The sequence below is a fragment of the Bartonella sp. CR127HXZ genome (assembly GCF_042194555.1).
Lineage (GTDB): Bacteria > Pseudomonadota > Alphaproteobacteria > Rhizobiales > Rhizobiaceae > Bartonella > Bartonella grahamii.
Map to the genome: position 1 here is coordinate 46992 of NZ_JBHIMZ010000006.1, position 14959 is coordinate 61950.

The 14959-nt window shown below is 42.2% G+C and carries 16 protein-coding genes and 1 tRNA gene; 13 read left to right on the forward strand and 4 right to left on the reverse strand.

Going from position 1 to position 14959, the window contains the following annotated elements:
- Positions 1–2212 precede the first annotated feature (2212 nt).
- Positions 2213–2782 carry a hypothetical protein gene (locus tag ACFIKY_RS04860; RefSeq protein ID WP_375635598.1) on the reverse strand — a complete coding sequence of 190 codons (570 nt, stop codon included), beginning with the start codon at positions 2780–2782 and terminating at the stop codon, positions 2213–2215.
- 85 nt (positions 2783–2867) lie between these two features.
- Here ACFIKY_RS04860 and ACFIKY_RS04865 point away from each other — a divergent pair, with 85 nt between their 5' ends.
- From ACFIKY_RS04865 to ACFIKY_RS04885, 5 genes are read left to right on the forward strand one after another with little or no spacing between them, the layout of a single operon-like run.
- Positions 2868–3191, forward strand: coding sequence for a hypothetical protein (locus tag ACFIKY_RS04865; RefSeq protein WP_375661481.1), 324 nt, complete (start codon positions 2868–2870; stop codon positions 3189–3191).
- Positions 3118–3468 carry a hypothetical protein gene (locus tag ACFIKY_RS04870; RefSeq protein WP_375661482.1) on the forward strand — a complete coding sequence of 117 codons (351 nt, stop codon included), beginning with the start codon at positions 3118–3120 and terminating at the stop codon, positions 3466–3468. The genes ACFIKY_RS04865 and ACFIKY_RS04870 overlap by 74 nt, the downstream gene beginning before the upstream one ends.
- Positions 3469–3495: 27 nt before the next feature.
- Complete coding sequence (locus tag ACFIKY_RS04875; RefSeq protein ID WP_375661483.1) at positions 3496–4119, forward strand: hypothetical protein; 624 nt, start codon at positions 3496–3498, stop codon at positions 4117–4119.
- A 24-nt stretch (positions 4120–4143) separates the two neighbouring features.
- Positions 4144–4827 (forward strand): hypothetical protein, encoded by a 684-nt coding sequence (locus ACFIKY_RS04880; RefSeq protein WP_375661484.1) that lies wholly within the window; start codon positions 4144–4146, stop codon positions 4825–4827.
- 58 nt (positions 4828–4885) lie between these two features.
- Positions 4886–5461: a hypothetical protein gene (locus tag ACFIKY_RS04885; RefSeq protein ID WP_375661485.1), complete on the forward strand. Its 576-nt coding sequence runs from the start codon at positions 4886–4888 to the stop codon at positions 5459–5461.
- Here ACFIKY_RS04885 and ACFIKY_RS04890 read toward each other — a convergent pair.
- Positions 5438–7477 (reverse strand): toprim domain-containing protein, encoded by a 2040-nt coding sequence (locus tag ACFIKY_RS04890; protein ID WP_375661486.1) that lies wholly within the window; start codon positions 7475–7477, stop codon positions 5438–5440. The two genes, ACFIKY_RS04885 and ACFIKY_RS04890, sit on opposite strands and share 24 nt — an antisense overlap.
- Before the next feature lie 354 nt (positions 7478–7831).
- Between ACFIKY_RS04890 and ACFIKY_RS04895 the strand changes: the two genes are divergently transcribed.
- On the forward strand, positions 7832–8020 hold the full coding sequence (locus tag ACFIKY_RS04895) for a hypothetical protein (RefSeq protein WP_375647332.1): 189 nt from the start codon (positions 7832–7834) through the stop codon (positions 8018–8020).
- 137 nt (positions 8021–8157) lie between these two features.
- Here the strand turns inward: ACFIKY_RS04895 and ACFIKY_RS04900 are convergent, their stop codons facing one another.
- The gene (locus ACFIKY_RS04900) at positions 8158–9228 is read right to left on the reverse strand and encodes a YdaU family protein (RefSeq protein ID WP_375635609.1); all 1071 of its coding nucleotides are present in this window, start codon (positions 9226–9228) and stop codon (positions 8158–8160) included.
- A gap of 415 nt (positions 9229–9643) precedes the next feature.
- Between ACFIKY_RS04900 and ACFIKY_RS04905 the strand changes: the two genes are divergently transcribed.
- From ACFIKY_RS04905 to ACFIKY_RS04925, 5 genes are all read left to right on the forward strand, one after another.
- On the forward strand, positions 9644–9961 hold the full coding sequence (locus ACFIKY_RS04905; RefSeq protein ID WP_015857134.1) for a transcriptional regulator: 318 nt from the start codon (positions 9644–9646) through the stop codon (positions 9959–9961).
- A 312-nt stretch (positions 9962–10273) separates the two neighbouring features.
- Positions 10274–10663, forward strand: coding sequence for a hypothetical protein (locus tag ACFIKY_RS04910; RefSeq protein ID WP_015856872.1), 390 nt, complete (start codon positions 10274–10276; stop codon positions 10661–10663).
- 2 nt (positions 10664–10665) lie between these two features.
- Positions 10666–10854, forward strand: a complete 189-nt coding sequence (locus tag ACFIKY_RS04915) for a hypothetical protein (protein ID WP_375635610.1) — start codon at positions 10666–10668, stop codon at positions 10852–10854.
- A 771-nt stretch (positions 10855–11625) separates the two neighbouring features.
- Positions 11626–12369, forward strand: a complete 744-nt coding sequence (locus ACFIKY_RS04920; protein WP_375647299.1) for a YqaJ viral recombinase family protein — start codon at positions 11626–11628, stop codon at positions 12367–12369.
- Between the two features lie 247 nt (positions 12370–12616).
- Positions 12617–12796, forward strand: coding sequence for a hypothetical protein (locus ACFIKY_RS04925; RefSeq protein WP_375661487.1), 180 nt, complete (start codon positions 12617–12619; stop codon positions 12794–12796).
- Between the two features lie 186 nt (positions 12797–12982).
- Here ACFIKY_RS04925 and ACFIKY_RS04930 read toward each other — a convergent pair.
- Positions 12983–13057 (reverse strand) — tRNA-Thr (locus ACFIKY_RS04930).
- 177 nt (positions 13058–13234) lie between these two features.
- Between ACFIKY_RS04930 and ACFIKY_RS04935 the strand changes: the two genes are divergently transcribed.
- A complete protein-coding gene (locus ACFIKY_RS04935; protein WP_375635612.1) occupies positions 13235–13387 on the forward strand; it encodes a hypothetical protein in 153 nt (50 codons plus the stop codon).
- 158 nt (positions 13388–13545) lie between these two features.
- Positions 13546–14841 (forward strand): UDP-N-acetylglucosamine 1-carboxyvinyltransferase, encoded by a 1296-nt coding sequence (murA, locus tag ACFIKY_RS04940; protein ID WP_375635613.1) that lies wholly within the window; start codon positions 13546–13548, stop codon positions 14839–14841.
- Positions 14842–14959: the final 118 nt, after the last annotated feature.

Here is a 14959-nt window from a genome sequence, read left to right on the forward strand (position 1 = left end):
TGCACTCTTTTGAGGGCTGGAGTGCATCCTCTACAGTTTGGATGCTGCTTTATCAGGGTTGAGCAGTATCCGTTGAGGGGAAGGGTGCACTCTTTTGAGGGCTGGAGTGCATCCTCTACAGTTTGGATGCTGCTTCATGAGAGTGAGCAGTATCCAAAGGGAAAGGCATATTCCGTAAAAAACAGGGATAGCCAAAAGATTTGTTTTTATATTTTTATTGATAGGTTGCTGTATTTGTTAGGGCTATTCATTCTTTATTCTCAACATTTAAGATGATTATGTGATCAGGGTTGTTCGTCAATACAATCGTAAAAGACGCTGAGTATTTTTATAATAATTAAGATATTTTTGTGCCTTTTTCTTGTTTTTTTTATGTTTACACAAGATTTACACTGCTTTTCAACAGTTTGTTTTTTTGCTTCGCTAATGGCGTTGGCTAAACACTTTAATTATTTTAACTGTTTCAACACCGCCTTAAAATAACAGTGCTTTATAATATGACAAAATGAGCTGTATAACGTTTGATTCTTGAGGGATGCTAGAAAGAGGGGGGTGTTAGGAGAGATGTTGTATATATTTTTAGTTTATCTTTTAAAGCAGGAAGATCAACATATTTGAGAAGAATATGAAGTGCTATGGATAAAGCTTCCCTCCGTCTTTCCGGATCTATGTTTTATGCGGTTTGACGGTTAAAGAGCAATAACTGAATGGAATCACGCTTGCTTTATGTTTTTATCCTCACGCTTTAGATTTTTTCTCGTGGGGATACCAGTTTTTTAATGGGGTTTTACGCGCCTTACGTAAAACAGAATGTTCTAAACAGAATATATTTGTGTTGCACATTTACGTCCTTATTTAAAAAACATCATGTTGTCTTATCTCACAATAATGTTGGTGAATGGGGATGTTGGTAAATGGGATAATGGGGAAATCTCTCGTGAAGTGGAGAAGCCCTTCTTTAAAATCTCATAAGGGGAAAGCCAGCACTATCATACTATTCTAGCGTCTAATGTGATGACAGCCTTTAGTGCTTGAGCGTGTTTATAAGAGGCATTTTGATTCTTTATCTTTGAAGTGTTTTATTTCATATGTCTCTCATGTTGGTAATGTGCAAAAGACATGGCGTTGATTCTTGCAACCTGAAATAAATTTAAAATGAGAGAACCCCTATGATATTCGGGTCTCTTATTTTAATATGAAGAACGGGTGATTATAATTATAAATCAATATGGTGTCGTGATACATCAACCTTTTGGTGGGGTACAGGATAAAGAAAGTCATTAAATATAAGTCATTCTGTTATGTCGTAAAACACTGTCATTTGCGGTTTGGTGATATGAGAGCCAGCCGCCTTGGATATATTGAAGTGTTTTTTTAAGGGTGCGGTGGATTTTTAGGGCAGAGCTTGTTTTGTCGCACCTTGAGTTTAGCTGAAAACCCTGAATGGAAAATCAAGAGTGAAGTCTATCCAAGCTGTTTGTAGATCAGATTGGGTTAAAAAGCTTTGTTCTTTGAGGATGGAACGCAAGCCAATTTGACAAAAGAATGATCCATTTTGCGGGGAGATTTTATGGAGGAATATAACAAAGCTCATAAGAGAGTGATTTAAGACAATACAGTTATAAAAAAGTACAGTCGTAAAAAAAAGTCCCCTGTTGTAATCAGAGGACTAAAAGCAGGAGAATTTTAACATTGGCTAGTAGGACATGTTAAAAAAATGAACTCAAAAGACTGTATTCAATCCACAAATTCATACTTACAAAACTATTACGCTATAATTAGCAGAGAATTGAAAAGATATCAATATAAAAAATACTTTTTACAAAAAAGAAGATTATGTCATTTTGCATTAAAAATTAATGAATACTTTTTTCAATTGAATATTTATTTTGAGATTCGATATTAATTAAACAATTAAACTGTATTTAAAGCTGTTATGATGCATGCAAGCATCTTAAACAAAACGTATTCTTCAATAAAAAACGAATAAACGTAAAAGCACCCCATGATTACAGGACTGGTGTGGGGGAAGGATTTTTGTTTTTAAGGGTGCGGAGTGTATCTTGAGCACAAGGGTTTTATGAAGCTGCATTCTTTGGGGGGCGAGGGGATGGAAGAGGTTGGGGGGGAGCTTCTGGATGGTTGAGCCCGTGTGGGGGGCTTTAGAGGGGGCAGCAACATGGGAGGTAGCTTAGAATGGCGAGGAGGGGGATTATTCAGAATGTTTATGGTTTGCATATCCCCAATGAAATGCTAACAAGTCTAAACAATCTCGTAAATGATCGGCAAGGGAATTTTGTTTGCGTTTTGAAGAACTTAATTCTTTGATTGCTTGTCCATAGCCGATAACGCGTTCAAGCAGTGAATAGCCAAGAATACCCAGTTGAACTTTGATTGTTTTTAAATGATTGGATGCTTCTATTTGACGTTCAATGGGGTGTGTGTACCCTTGGCTACAGGAAACCTTTTCACGGGTGTAGTCAAGGCTCATGTGGAGATCGGCTTGACTTTGACGCCAGTAAAAATAAAAACGTTCTGCCGCTTTATATTGGGCTTTGCTGAGATGTCCTTTGGCATATAAAAGTGCAATGGGATGGCTTTGTGCATTGGCAATGGCATTGATGGTACGCGGATTGCTGGAGTTTTCTGGATGATTGGATTGAAAATAAGGATTGCTCGTTTCAACAGGGATTTCTTGCGCCTTTAAATGACCAATGTGCCTTCCTTTATCTTGATGGTCAAGCGGGCAGGTTTGCGTATTTTTTCTCTCTTGATGGGTCATATCATCTCCTTAAAAATTATCGTTTGCTTCTCGTTTTTAAAAAATGTTGCTTGCTCTAGGCAAAACAGGGGGATTAGAGGAAGACATGTGTTGGAGTGTGCGTGAGGGTTGTGCGCTCTTGGGGGTGACTTGGACTGTTGCGTTTGTGTGGGGGAGCCCCATGGATTTGACTCTTGAAAAGAGGGGTGTTTTGTTGCATGGTGGATTTTCCTTGAATGGCTTGATGGGGGAGTGGAATGATGTTGCGCGGTGCTTTGTCTTTGAAAAGACTAGTATTTTTCTGCATTGTGGTTGTTGTCTTTGTGTCTGTTTATATGGAAATGAAGGCGTTGGGGATGACGTGGGGCGTATTTTTACGGGCTGTGGTATTTTATGGCACTCCTGGCATTTTCCTTATGTTGGGTTATGAAGTAATGCAGCGGCGTGGTGTAAATCAGGGTTTGTTCTTCAAGATGTTGTTGTTGAGCTTCATTTTTGCTGCTGTCATTGATTTTATTTATGCGCAAGCTGAGCTTTTTGGTTTGACTTGGGTGTGGTTCTCAAACAGGTGGGTGTTTAACATTCTTTTGGCGTTGTCTTTGGTCTTGTCCTTGGGCTTATTTATCGTGGGGCAAGGCGTTTTGGGTTTAGGCTTTCATTCTTTGAAAAGGATTGATCTTTTGCTGCATTTTGGGCATGGTCTCTGATTTTTACTTAATAAAGGAGCGGGGCATATGGTGGTTGCGCGGGACATGTTTTTGAAGGGGCTGGCGTTTTTCTGCGTTATTGGCTTGGTCCTTGGTTTTGCTTATGAGGATGCGGGGCGACCGGTTATTACGTGGGAGGTGTTTTGGCAGGGGGTGGAACTTTCTTGCATTGCTGGAGCGACCTTTTGTTTTATTGTTGTGGGAGCAGACCGTAGGACTGTATCGTGGGGCGTGTTTTTCAAGGCTGTGGTGTTTTGCACCATTGCTGTAGTGGTTCTTGGCTTTGCTTATAAGGGAGTGAAGCGTTTTGATATATCGTGGGAATTTTTAGTGATGGGAGCAGTGTTTGTTGCATTGCTGGGGCTGTCCTTGGTTTTGCTTATGAGGGTGCGGGGTAAATGGATATCGCGTGGGGTGTCTTTTTTGAAGTTAGCGGTGTTTTCCTGCGTTGTTGGAGCTGTTGTTGGATTGGCGCATAATGGGGCCAAGCATATGGGGGTTCGCTGGTTTGTGATCTCGAACAATGGGGTGTTTGCGGGCACTATTGGACTTGTTCCTTTTTTTGCTCTGGAGGGGGTACGGTGTGTGCGTGTACTGTTGGGGGGCTTAAAAAGAATGAGCGTTTCTCTTCCCTACGGGCGTGATCTTTGATGTTATTACTGTGAGGGGTATTTGATGTCGAACGATGTGATGTTTTGGCTGTTGTTGGTTTTTTTCTGCTTTTTTGCTCTGGCCTTGATTTTTATTTATGAGGGAGCAAAGCGTCGCTCTGTTACAGGGTGGATGTTTTGGAGGTGGGTGGTGCTTTATGGCATTGTTGCCACCTACCTTGGTTTTATTTATGTGGGCGTGGGCAGGCGCGCTGTTGACGGGGAGCTGTTGTTGAAGGGGGCGGTGTTTTCTTGCATTTTTGCAATTGTCCTTGGTTTGGTGCATCTGGGCGTCAAGAGTATGCCTGTGGCGGGGCAAGTGTTCTTAAAGGCGGTCATGTTTTGTTGCCTTATGGGCTTTATCCTGTGGTTTGCTGCTGTGGGCGTCAGAGATATGGATAGCATAAGGGCGGTATTCTTAAAGGGATTGCTCTTGTCTGTATTGTTGAAAGTGCTCTTGGGGTTCTTTATACGCGAGCAAAGTGATACGGTGTTACAGAGGTTGTTGCGTTCTTTGAATTTTGTGCTGTTTTGCTGCATTTTGGCACTAATCCTTTTTTTTACTCGTGAAGGAGCAGAGAATCTAGGGTTGAGCTGGCTTTGGTTCTCGAAGGATTGGGTGTTTTTATTCATTTTTGGATTTCTTTTTCCTTTGATTTATCAGGGTGTAAGGCGTGCGCGTGTTCTAGGGGCTTGGTTCTTGAGGTAGGTGGTGTTTTTTTCTCCATGGGTGTGACCTTTAATGTGCTTGCTGTGAGGGGTATGTGATGTCGAACGATTTGTTTTTTTTGCTGTTGTTGGTGTTTTCCTACCTTTTTATTGTTGTCGTTATTGGTACTTATAAAGTTTCCAAGCGCTTCGATATTCCGTGGTGGCGGGCGGCGTTTTATTGTATTTTTGGTATTTCCCTCTTTTTGAAGGAAGTGCTGTTTTACTGTATTTTAGGAGTCGTCTTTTTTTTGGCTCTTTTAGGGGATGGAGAGTATGGATATACCGTGGGGACTCCTGTCCTTGATAGGGATCGTGTTTGCTATAGTGTTGGAGTGGTTCTTGATTTTGCATATGAGGGGGCGGCAAGATGGGGTGCTGACGCGTTGTTTGTGGCTATTGAAGGGGCTGGTGTTTTGCGCCGTTGTTGGAGCGATCTTTTTTTGTTTGCGTTTGGGAGCAGAGAATATGGGGTTGGGCTGGCTTTGGTTCTCGAAGGATTGGGTGTTTTTTATCATTTGTGGATTTATCCTTCCTGTTGTTTCTGTGGGAGCAAGGCGTGCGCGTGTGAAGGCGGAGGCGTTTTTAAAGAGAGTGGGGTTTATGGAGCATTACAGATAACGTCGAGGGAATGATTGTTCAAAAGAACAGCGATAGCGGTAGGTTTGAGGATCAAACCAAAGCCCTATTTTGCCTTCAAAATCACCAGAACGTTGTTTGGCAATATTCATAATGACGCCAGGGCGTTTGGCTAAATCTGCTTTTTCTTGTGCTAGAGAGGCGGCAAAGATTTTGTCTTCTAACGATCGATTGCGCCAAATGGTGATGATATTAAAGGCATTGGCGCCAATTTCTGAGGCACCTTTAATGTCTTCTGTGCTGGGGATATCTTTATCCAGACCGCCTTTGCGGGCATGGGCTACAAGATGAATGTGTACACTGTTTAAAACAGCCCAATCAACCATTTTATAAACGGCTTGTTCTTGTCTTGCATAATCATCAGAGGCAATGCCAAGCCGCATGAGACTGTCGATGATAAATTGATCGCAGCCATAGCGCGCACGACAATAATCAAAGACATCAAGCAAGGTGTCAACGCTTGATTTGCCAACATGTTCATAAAGAATAAGCCCATCGTCTAAAAAATGAAGAATCCGTTCAATCGTCTCTTTTGTAGGCTTTTCTAAGCCGCCTGTTTGTTTGGTTAAGCGCCGTAAAGATTGTTCTCCTTTCATTTCTAGAGAGGCTAAGCAAAGGCGACTTTTTTGCGCAATCCAATGGGGAATACAGTCTGATAACAATTGGCTTTTTCCTGCACCACTGGCACCACTCCAAAGCGTTAATTCTGCTGGGCGGAAATGCAATTTGTCCTTCAGTTTAGGATAGGGAACCGTATAACCAAGATGTTTTTCAGGCTCTGGCCAAAAAAGCCCAATCACTTGATCTTTATAGTCTGAGGCGCGCCGTAAACCTTCTGGTGCAAAGCTTTGTGCTGAGGAAAAGGCGGCTTTTATGGTGGCTTTATCAATCCCTGCGGTTAAACAATCATTGGCATCTTTAAGGGGTAAACGTACACGGTAGCAACGGTGGCGTCCAAGCCTGCTGGCAATCTCGAGGGCTGCTTCTTCTCCGGGCTGGTCCATATCTGTGGCTAAAAAAATCGTTTCAAAAGATTCTAAATGATCAAATTCATTTTCAATCCAGTTGTGTTTGCCTCCACTTCCTCCCCCAAAGGGAACAGAAACCGCCGGATATCCATAGGCAGCTAAGGAAAGTGCATCAATTTCTCCTTCAGTGATAACAATTGTACGGTTTGTTGAAGAAAAAGTGGGAAACGGCGCGTGCTGGGTTGCCTGTTGGGCCGTGTGCGTGGAGGCGGGGTGGGCTGAGGCGGTGTTTTGGGATGCGTGTGTAGAGGTGGGGTTGGTTGAGGGTGTATTTCGAGATGCGTGTGTAGAGGCGGGGTTGGTTGAGGGTGTATTTTGGGATGCGTGTGTAGAGGTGGGGTTGGTTGAGGGTGTGTTTTGGGATGCATGTGTGGAGGCGGGGTTTGTTGAGGGGGTGTTTTGGGGGGGGCAAAGGGCTTGCCAACCAAACAAAATCGGTTCACATTGAGAGGCTGTTGGTTTGCTTTTTGCTCCTGCTTGCGCGAACCGTTCTTTAACTAGAGCAAGGGTGCCATCGGGTTTATAAAAGGGGAAAATGATTTTTTCACCATTTTCTCCTATGCGGTAACGCTTTATAACCTCTAGAGGAATGTGGCGTTCTTTGTGGAGATAGTTTTTTACGAGATTCTGCGGGGTCTGCCCTGTAGGAACCGGTGGACGGCGATAGGAACGATGAGGGACCATAAAGGGTTTTGGGCGTGTCAGATTGAGAGTTGCGCGTGCTTCTTCTAATGCTTGAGAGAGGCTAATGCCTTTGACTTCACACCAAAGGTCTAAAAGATCTCCTCCAGTGCCTTCTGCAAAATCATACCAAAGTCCTGCTTTACTGCCACTCAAGCAAATTGATAAACTTTGACCAGCTTCACCACGTGTGTTGCCTACAATCCAATTGTTGCCTCGTTTGTGCCCTTGGGGAAGAAGCATTTCTGCTATTCTATCTGCTTGTGAGATAAGTTTTTGTTTGATTTCAAAAATTGTGCTCATGGTCATTCGTGATATTATTGCTGTTTTTCTCAAGATTTAGGAGATGAGGACTCTCTTTTGCTGTTCTAGCCGTTCGATCTGATAGTGAAATCCGTGGTGCTATGGGGCTTGCCAGTCTACTTTGAGAGCTTCTTTGTCGCTCTTTTCTTGCCAATAGTCGCGAAACTCCTTGGCTTGCCAATGGGCTTGGCTCTCACTCAAACCTTCTGAAACTGCTGCCTTGATGTCTGCTTGCTAATGCTCAGGAAGACGGTACCCTTTTTGGCAAGGGCGGTCATTGGAAGAAGGGTGTTTCTCGAGAAAGAGGGGGTGGATGCTGAAAGGCTGACGAGCGTTGTTTGAAGGGTATGATCTTTGCTGAAAGTTTCTGAAACTGCTGCGTTGATAACTATTTTCCAAGTGCATGGAAGACGGTGTCCTTTGGCAACTGAGGCGGTGGTTTTTTTGTTGGAAGAAGGCGGGATGGATACACAGAGGCTGGAGAGCGTTTGTGTTCCTTTGCGTGCAAGAGATGAGGCGTGTGTAGGGCGAGCACTTTTGTGATGAGAGTTGTAGGGGTGGTGTTGACTTGTTTTGCTGTATGAATAGCTTATTTCATTGTTGTTTTTGTTGTTATTTTTATGGTTTTGAAACATTTTTTGTCCCCGCGCGTGCTTGAAAAATACGTTGTTCGTGTGATGTCAAGAATTGTCGCTATAGTTGATCAAACTGCGGTAAAGCATGTCGTTGTTCTCAGAGATGAAAGATGAGGAGCTTCCCTGTTTTTGCTGTTCTAGCCGTTCGATCTCACGGCGAAACCAGTTGCGCCATGTGGCTTGCCAGTCTACTTTGAGAGCTTCTTTTCCGCTCTTGGCTTGCCAATAGTCGCGAAACTTCTTTTCTTGCCAATAGGCTTGGCTTTCACTCAAACCTTCTGAAACTGCCGCCTTGATGTCTGCTTGCCAATGTTCAGGAAGACGGTGTCCTTTGGCAACTGAGGCGGTGGTTTTTTTGTTGGAAGAAGGCGGGATGGATACAGGAAGATTGCTGGGTGGGAGATTGGTGGCGGATTTTGTTTTTTCCCCCATGACAATTTGCGCAATAGGGGCGGGGGCAAAATCGGCTTGTGGAGTGTTTAGGGGAGAGGCGTTTTTTTGCTCCGCTTCTTCTTGTGGAGGGGAAGGGAGAGCAGAATCAAGAGCTAAAGAGAGAGACTGGTGATCGCTTTGTTCAAAGTTTTCTTCGCAGGAAAAACAAGGTTCTATCTCATCACACAAAATTTTCTTTTCAAAAACACCGTGAGGTGTTTTCTTTTCTTCTGTCTTTTGAGCTTCTAAGCTTTGTGCAGCATCTTTTGTACTCTCGTTAAGCAGTTGTTGAATCTCAGCATTGATTTTTTTACGCTTTTTTGCCGAAGAACGACCCGCAAAGGATTTTTGTTCAAGCAATTTTTCACGCTCTTGAAAAACATTTTCGCAACGCTTGTTCCATAATCCATTGGCTAAATTTAAAATCTTACCCTCTTGGATGAGCATTTCTAAAACATTAACAAAAGTTCGCTTGTCACAACCACAAAGACGCGCTAAACGTTCTTCCGATATTTCTAGAGGACGACCGCGTGCATACATTTCATTGAGAAGAATCGTATAGATTCCAATCTCGTGTGCGCGCATCCCACGAACACCTCCTAGAAAGTCATTTTGATACCAACAAACATACGGAAGCCTGGACGATTCATAATGAGGAGTTTCTTGTTGATTAGCGTGTTTCATACTGCAGTCTACTTTCTTTTTTTTATACATTCTTATTGACGATAAAAGCGCAAATAGGGATTCAGCTTGTGTTTTGTTTGGCTCTGTTTGATGATGACGAGAGGCTTCTTTACGACGTTTATAAATGATTGGGTGTGCTTGAAGCGCATGCAAACTTACGATTTAAGATTGCGGTGATGGAAAAAATAAAGAGTACCACACATTTTCAATATATCTGCTTTTGGGCAGCAACTTTTGGAGGTGGCTTTTATATCCTTTGGGGTGGTTAAAGTGTTTTTATGATCCAAAAATAAAAAATTTTCCCCCCTAAAAAGTAAAATTTGTTTCCTTAATTTTATCCTTTTTAGAGGATAATGCAAGCCAATTTTATAAAAAGGACGTGTTTTTTGTAAAAGACGCGCTATATGGTGAAATTATGAATATCGATGGTTGGCGTCAAAGATTAAGGATCGCTTTGGAAAAAAGTGGGCGGTCAAAAAGATCTATCTCCCTCTCTGCTGGTAAAGGTGCGGGATACCTTCATTCTATTCTTTCTGAAGGAAAAGAACCAACAATCGAATCTCTTTCGCGAATTTGTCACGAAATTAATATCAGTATGAATTATATTCTTTACGGTAAAGGGGCTAGCCCTGAAGATAAAGAATTTATAGAGCTTATTTCAAAACTCTCTCCGCAAGAGAGACAGGCGATTTTGACTCTTTTGCGGCGACCCGTTGACGAAGCTCCAAAATAAGTTCCTTCTGTGCTTTTGAATCAAGACGACTCCAGTATTTTATTAATATTATATCACTCATTTTATCTCTCCAGTGTGTTTATAATTGCAATCGAGTAAGAACAAATAGAGAACAACAAAGGGACATGAGAGGAACAAAGAATAATAGATTTTTATTTACATATGTCATTTGAACCCCGCAGAGATTTAAAATATATCTTTTATGAAGGATAAAATGGTTGACATCTCTCCTATAGAGGATATAAGACTAACGCTATATTTAGTCTTGTCAAGACAAGGCTATGCTTTATCAACTATCTAAAGGGGGAAATCATGAAAAATATTCCATTCGTTAAAGAGGATGAAATCATTATCGTTTTATGCGAAGAGGAAAATCCTAATACTTATGAAGGACCAATCGATGAAATCGAAGAAGTGCTCGAACTGATTGAAGAATGTGAAACTGTTTATAGAGTTTTACGACTCGATCTGACAACTTCTCATGCTGAAGATGTTACGGAACAAATCGCTGACTTTTATGTCGAAAATCATGAAATGAATGAAGAAAATACGCCATTGCAGCCCTTCGTTTTGAATAGTGAAGCTTATCATGTTTGTTTAAATGAAAGAGCCGCTTGCGATTATGAAGATAATCTCTATGGCTCTTATGAAAAACAGCATCGTTTACGCCCATGTGATGTCTTGACAGATTATTGGTGGTAAACATGCCAAGTTATCTCAAGACTTCTTATCAAGGGGTTCCACTTTATTATGCTGGAAATATGCGAAATTTAATCAGACTCGAACCACAAAAACACAACGCTATTCTTTTCATATCGCAAGAGGTGGCTCAGTTTATGGCAAAAAAATTGGAGGAAGAATATTGCCGCCATGATTTTTCCGTCGTGCAATAGCTAGATTGAAAAAGGGAGCCGCAATGATGGGCCCAAGTGCTTTTTTTATTGCGGTGACCATGATGCGCGTTATGTTTTCCTTCTTGGGGGGGGAGCTTGGGGGAAAATTTTTAGCCGATATGGGAAAGGGGATATGAAGAAAAGAGCCTATGGATGAGAAATTACGGGCGGTTTGTGAGGGGAAAAGCTGTCGGCTGGGTTCATTGGGGGGATTGAGGAAATTGGGGGGAGAGGTAACTATCAGTGGCTTGGAGTGATACGTAAAGCATGTTGGAAAATGGAAGGAGATGTTTGAAGGGGGAATTAAGACCGTTAAAGCTTGTTTAGACGTATTGGGACACGTGTGTTCTGGGAGCTTTTATATTGAGTGTTAAGGGGGCATTATTTTACTCATGAAAGGGCAAATGCTTTTTTATTGCGGTGACCATGATGCGTGTTATGTTTTCCTTCTTGGGGGGAGCTTGGGGGAAAATTTTTAGCCGATATGGGAAAGGGGGGCATGAAGAAAAGAGTCTGTGGATGAGAAATTACGGGCGGTTTGCGAGGGGGAAAAGTTGTCGGCTGGGTTTTTCATTGGGGTGATTGAGAAATTTGCGGGGGGATGTTGAGGGGGGCAGCAGCTTTTTTGTTTTCAGGGGCACAATACTTGAGGGATGCATTGAAGGATGCTGTCGCCTTTAGTCCGTGTGAGGGATACAGGCTTAAACAATGTGAATGTTTCAAAGAGGATATATTGCAAAAAACACTTTAAAGATGAAGGGGAGAAATACTATGCCAATCATTATCGATTGTATTCAGGGAACGGAAGAATGGCAGAAAGTACGCAATGGTTTGATTACGGCTTCTTTGTTTGAGATGGTTATGGCACAAAAAAAACAGGGGCAAAAAACTTCACGATATCATAGTGTGATGATGAAATTGGCGGGAGAAAGAATTACAGGAAAAACCGTTGAGGAAGGAACAACGGTTTCTCAGCGACGTGGGACAGAATTAGAACCAATCGCACGACAACTCTATGCAAAACTTACGCATACAGAACCTGAATGTATTGGCTTTGTTTTGGCAGATGATCGCGGACAAGGATTTTCTCCCGATGCTTTTGTGGGAGAAAATGGCTTATTAGAAATAAAAACAAAAAAACCTGAAATTTTGATCCCTCATTTTATGCAAAAGACTTTTCCAGCAGAACATAAAGCACAATGTCAAGGAGGGTTATGGATTTCTCAACGCGAATGGGTGGATTTAATGCTCTATTGGCCTGATATGCCACCTTTGATTAAACGTGCTTATCGTGATGAAGCGTATATTTGCAAGCTTGAAAATGAAATTAGCCGTTTTAATGAGGCTTTGGAGAAGATGGTACAGCAAATTAAGTGTGTTGAGACAGGTTTTAGTATAAGGACAGAAATTGCTTTGAAGGAAAGGAAAAACAGAGAGCGGGGAGCGAATGCAAAGCGTCTGCTGGTGGGCAAAACAAGAATGAGGCGGGCAAGAAAGGGATCTGTACAGCATTGAGCAGGGGAAAAGTTTTATAAAAAGGAAAGAGCAGAGGGGGAAAAGCAAGTGGGGTGTTTGAGGAGAGCGGCAAGTAGGGGGCACAGGAAGCGCAGGGGATTTGGAGTGAATGTGAAAACTTGTTGGGAAATGGAAGGAGATGTTTGAAGGCGAAGTGGGAGCGTTAAAGTTTGTTTAGACGTATTGGGACAGAAGGGGGGGCTGGGAGCTTTTGTGTTGAGTGTTAAGGGGAGATATTATTTTACTCATGAAAGGGCAAATGCTTCTTTATTGCGATGACAATGGTGCGCGTTATGCTTTTGTTTTTTGGGGGCTATCTGTTTTAGTCGGTATAGGGAAAGAGAGGTATGAAGAGCCTATGCATGAGGAACTGTGGGAGGCGTGTTGGGGAAGTGAGACAGGAGACGTATGGGGGCGTGGGTTTTAGCTGCTTTTATGTTGAGTGTTAGATGTTGAGTGTTAGGGAGGCACTAATAAATAAGGCAAGAGCCTTTCTCACTGGGGAGAGAATGCTGCGCATGATACTTTCGTTGATGGAGGATCAATGGAGGTGATTGATGCTTATAGAAAAGAGGAGAGGGGTAGGAGAAGAATAAACAAAAGAAGAATAAAATGGTGCTGCGAGAGAGGATTGAACTCTCGACCTCTCCCTTACCAAGGGAGTGCTCTACCACTGAGCTACCGCAGCCCCTTTTCAATCTTTGCGCTGTCTTGTGCCATATTGTCAGAAAATAGGCAAGAGAACATTTGTATATTCTTGCAAGAAAACGTATCTTATGTCATGACATATGTTTCTTATATGCTTAAATATTTAAGGTTATGAGTTGCTTGGATAGAAGCTCAACACTGTTTAAAAGGTTGCGCAATGACACAAATGCATCAAAAACAAAAACAAAATGAAATGAATCATCAAAATGAAAAAGCAAAACGGCGTCAAGAAAGATTGGCGCAACAATTGCGTCAAAACCTGAAACGTCGAAAAGAGCAAAGCCGACAAAGAGCGCAAACAGAGCTCTAAAATGCAAAAAAATGTTTTTTAGTGAAGCTTTGCAACTAAACTTCTCAATAATTTGTTCTCATATTTAGAATGCGTTCTAAAACGATTAATAAAGCATAACTTCTCGAAGGGGGAAAACCTTTGGAAGGGCAGGCACAAAGGAAAAGAGGGAAAACACTATGGATTCTATTCAAATTGTTGGGGGGAAAAAGCTTAAAGGAACCATTCCTATATCAGGGGCAAAAAACGCTGCATTGCCTCTTATGATTGCGGCGCTTTTGACAGAAGAAACGCTCACTTTAGAAAATATCCCTCATCTGGCCGATGTCGAACTGCTTATTCGTATTCTCAATAATCATGGTGTTGGGTATGCTGTTGATGGACAAGAGTTTAACGATGAGTGTGTGAATTCAAGAACAATTCATTTTACTGCGCAAAAAATAGCGACAACACGTGCGCCGTACGAACTGGTGAAAAAAATGCGCGCAAGCTTTTGGGTTATCGGACCTCTCCTTGCACGATGCTTAGAGGCTTATGTGTCGCTTCCTGGAGGATGTGCTATCGGAACAAGACCTGTCGATTTTATCCTTGAGGGACTCAAAACTTTAGGCGCACAGATTACGATCGAAAATGGATATGTTCATGCAAAAGCACCAAGGGGGTTAAAAGGTGCTCACTATCGTTTCCCTAAAGTCACAGTTGGTGGAACCCATGTAATGCTTATGGCGGCGACATTGGCAGAGGGAACAACCTTTCTTGAGAATGCGGCTTGTGAACCAGAAGTGGCAAACCTTATTCGAACTCTGAATGCTATGGGGGCTCAAATAACTGGTGAAGGAACAACAACGCTTACAATTGAAGGGGTTAAAAAACTTAAAGGAACAAAAATACGCGTCATTGCTGATCGAATCGAAGCGGGGACATATGCAATGGCTGTTGCTATGACAGGAGGCGATGTCTTTCTTAAAAATGCAAATCCTAATCATCTTACAAAAGTGCTTAAGGTACTTCAAAAAACAGGACTCGAGATTCAAATAGAACCTCAAGGAATTCATGTTAAGCGAAATCCAAAGAACACAAAAATTATGCCTGTTGATATTAAAACAGGACCTTATCCTGCTTTTCCAACCGATCTCCAAGCGCAATTCATGGCGCTCATGACACGGGCTGAAGGAATCTCGCATATTACAGAGACGATTTTCGAAAATCGTTTTATGCATGTTCAAGAACTCAATCGTTTAGGGGCCTCGATAAAGCTTGATGGGCAGACAGCAACTGTCTATGGAACAGAGAATTTGCAAGGGGCTCCTGTCATGGCGACGGATTTGCGCGCTTCTGTTTCTCTTGTGATTGCAGCATTGGCAGCAAAGGGAGAAACAATCGTCAATCGTGTCTATCATCTTGATCGTGGATTTGAGAGATTAGAGGAAAAATTAGTCCGTTGTGGCGCAAAAATCCAACGTATCACAGTGTAATTCCCTTTGAGTGTATTCTTTAATCTCTCTCTTCGGGGGGCTTAATCTCAGAAAACAAGGTTTGTTAATCCTCTCAATAAACGTGGGGTTTATCTCATGGTTTTGGAGTTTTTACGAG

Bases quoted from the DNA above. Each gene is read 5' to 3' on its own strand.
- ACFIKY_RS04860 (WP_375635598.1), bottom strand. From the start codon at position 2,782: ATGACCCATCAAGAGAGAAAAAATACGCAAACCTGCCCGCTTGACCAT.
- ACFIKY_RS04865 (WP_375661481.1), top strand. From the start codon at position 2,868: ATGTGTTGGAGTGTGCGTGAGGGTTGTGCGCTCTTGGGGGTGACTTGG.
- ACFIKY_RS04870 (WP_375661482.1), top strand. From the start codon at position 3,118: ATGACGTGGGGCGTATTTTTACGGGCTGTGGTATTTTATGGCACTCCT.
- ACFIKY_RS04875 (WP_375661483.1), top strand. From the start codon at position 3,496: ATGGTGGTTGCGCGGGACATGTTTTTGAAGGGGCTGGCGTTTTTCTGC.
- ACFIKY_RS04880 (WP_375661484.1), top strand. From the start codon at position 4,144: ATGTCGAACGATGTGATGTTTTGGCTGTTGTTGGTTTTTTTCTGCTTT.
- ACFIKY_RS04885 (WP_375661485.1), top strand. From the start codon at position 4,886: ATGTCGAACGATTTGTTTTTTTTGCTGTTGTTGGTGTTTTCCTACCTT.
- ACFIKY_RS04890 (WP_375661486.1), bottom strand. From the start codon at position 7,477: ATGAGCACAATTTTTGAAATCAAACAAAAACTTATCTCACAAGCAGAT.
- ACFIKY_RS04900 (WP_375635609.1), bottom strand. From the start codon at position 9,228: ATGAAACACGCTAATCAACAAGAAACTCCTCATTATGAATCGTCCAGG.
- ACFIKY_RS04905 (WP_015857134.1), top strand. From the start codon at position 9,644: ATGAATATCGATGGTTGGCGTCAAAGATTAAGGATCGCTTTGGAAAAA.
- ACFIKY_RS04910 (WP_015856872.1), top strand. From the start codon at position 10,274: ATGAAAAATATTCCATTCGTTAAAGAGGATGAAATCATTATCGTTTTA.
- ACFIKY_RS04915 (WP_375635610.1), top strand. From the start codon at position 10,666: ATGCCAAGTTATCTCAAGACTTCTTATCAAGGGGTTCCACTTTATTAT.
- ACFIKY_RS04920 (WP_375647299.1), top strand. From the start codon at position 11,626: ATGCCAATCATTATCGATTGTATTCAGGGAACGGAAGAATGGCAGAAA.
- ACFIKY_RS04925 (WP_375661487.1), top strand. From the start codon at position 12,617: ATGAAAGGGCAAATGCTTCTTTATTGCGATGACAATGGTGCGCGTTAT.
- ACFIKY_RS04935 (WP_375635612.1), top strand. From the start codon at position 13,235: ATGACACAAATGCATCAAAAACAAAAACAAAATGAAATGAATCATCAA.
- murA (WP_375635613.1), top strand. From the start codon at position 13,546: ATGGATTCTATTCAAATTGTTGGGGGGAAAAAGCTTAAAGGAACCATT.